The organism is Granulicatella sp. 20925_1_28, from assembly GCF_041433575.1.
GTDB lineage: Bacteria > Bacillota > Bacilli > Lactobacillales > Aerococcaceae > Granulicatella.
Window position 1 is genome coordinate 1 of the sequence record NZ_JAPWBS010000033.1, and the last position, 1,250, is coordinate 1,250.

The 1,250-nt window shown below is 40.8% G+C and carries 3 protein-coding genes; all 3 read left to right on the forward strand.

Annotated features, from left to right (window positions below):
* The coding region (locus O3793_RS08865) for a PTS lactose/cellobiose transporter subunit IIA (protein WP_371446970.1) at positions 1-204 on the forward strand (204 nt) is incomplete at its 5' end.
* Positions 205-225: 21 nt separating this feature from the next.
* A complete protein-coding gene (locus O3793_RS08870) occupies positions 226-552 on the forward strand; it encodes a PTS sugar transporter subunit IIB (RefSeq protein ID WP_285251675.1) in 327 nt (108 codons plus the stop codon).
* Between the two features lie 12 nt (positions 553-564).
* Positions 565-1,250 (forward strand): PTS transporter subunit EIIC (locus O3793_RS08875; protein WP_371446972.1); only part of this gene is annotated, 686 nt, incomplete at its 3' end.

Genomic DNA, 1,250 nt, shown 5'->3' on the forward strand with positions numbered 1-1,250 from the left:
CGTTGTATTGAAGAAGGAGATAAATATCATGCGCAGGGGCATGAAGCGCACTTTGGATTATTACAACAAGAAACATCCGGTGAGCCGGTGCCATTTTCGCTCTTACTGGTCCATGCAGAAGACCAGTTGATGAATGCGGAATTTCTTAAAATTACAGCAGAAGAAATTATCGCCCTTTATGAACGGATAGAAACAATTAAATAGAAACGGAAGGAGGAAATGAAAATGAAAAGAATTTATCTATTTTGTAATGCGGGGATGTCAACTAGTCTAGTGGCTAGCAGAATGCAAGACGTAGCAGATAAGCATAATTTACCACTAGAAATTAAAGCGTTTCCAGACCCGAAACTTGATACGATTTACGAGCAATACCATCCAGACGTAATCTTGTTAGGACCTCAAGTGAAATACAAATTCAATGCGGTTCATGCAAAATACGATCCGATGGGAGTTCCTGTCGATGTCATCAGTCTTGAAGACTACGGAAATGCAGATGGTGAACGTATCTTGAAACGTGCCATTCAATTATTAAAATCAAAAAAAGAACAATAGGAGGTTAGTACAATGTTTGCAGGTTTAGAAAACACGATGGGCCGCGTGGCAGAGCGTCTCAGCACGAACAAGGTGCTGATTGCGATTCGTGACGGGTTCTTAGTCGGTACACCATTAATTATCGTAGCGTCCATTTTCCTAGTTATTGCCAACTTCCCAGTGCCAGGGTATAGCGATTTTATGGCGCAATTCTTCGGCAAGGGTTGGGAAAACTCGATGGATGCCGTGATTGATTCAACGTTTAGTATTTTAGCAGTTTTAGGGGCTGTAGGTATTGGGTATTCATATGCTAAACAATTAGAAAGTGATGCCATTGCAGGGGGAGTATTATCACTTGTCTGCTACCTTATCATGACTCCAAAAGTTCACCCAGCATTTGTGAACGAAGCTGGTAAGAAATTTACTGGTTTTGCCTTCTCAAACCTTGGTTCTGCAGGGGTGTTCTTAGCGATGATTACTGCGATTGTGTCAGTAAAAATCTTCGTAACGATTCAGAAAAAAGGATGGGTTATCAAACTTCCTGATGCAGTGCCACCAGCAGTTTACCATTCATTTGCAGCATTAATTCCTAGTGCGTTTGCGATGTTCTTTGCATTTGCAATCTATCTCATCTTCTCATTAACAGAATTCCAATACGCACAAACATTTATCTATAAAGTATTACAAGCTCCATTGATGGGATTCGGTCAAAGCGTCTT

Bases quoted from the DNA above. Each gene is read 5' to 3' on its own strand.
- O3793_RS08870 (WP_285251675.1), top strand. From the start codon at position 226: ATGAAAAGAATTTATCTATTTTGTAATGCGGGGATGTCAACTAGTCTA.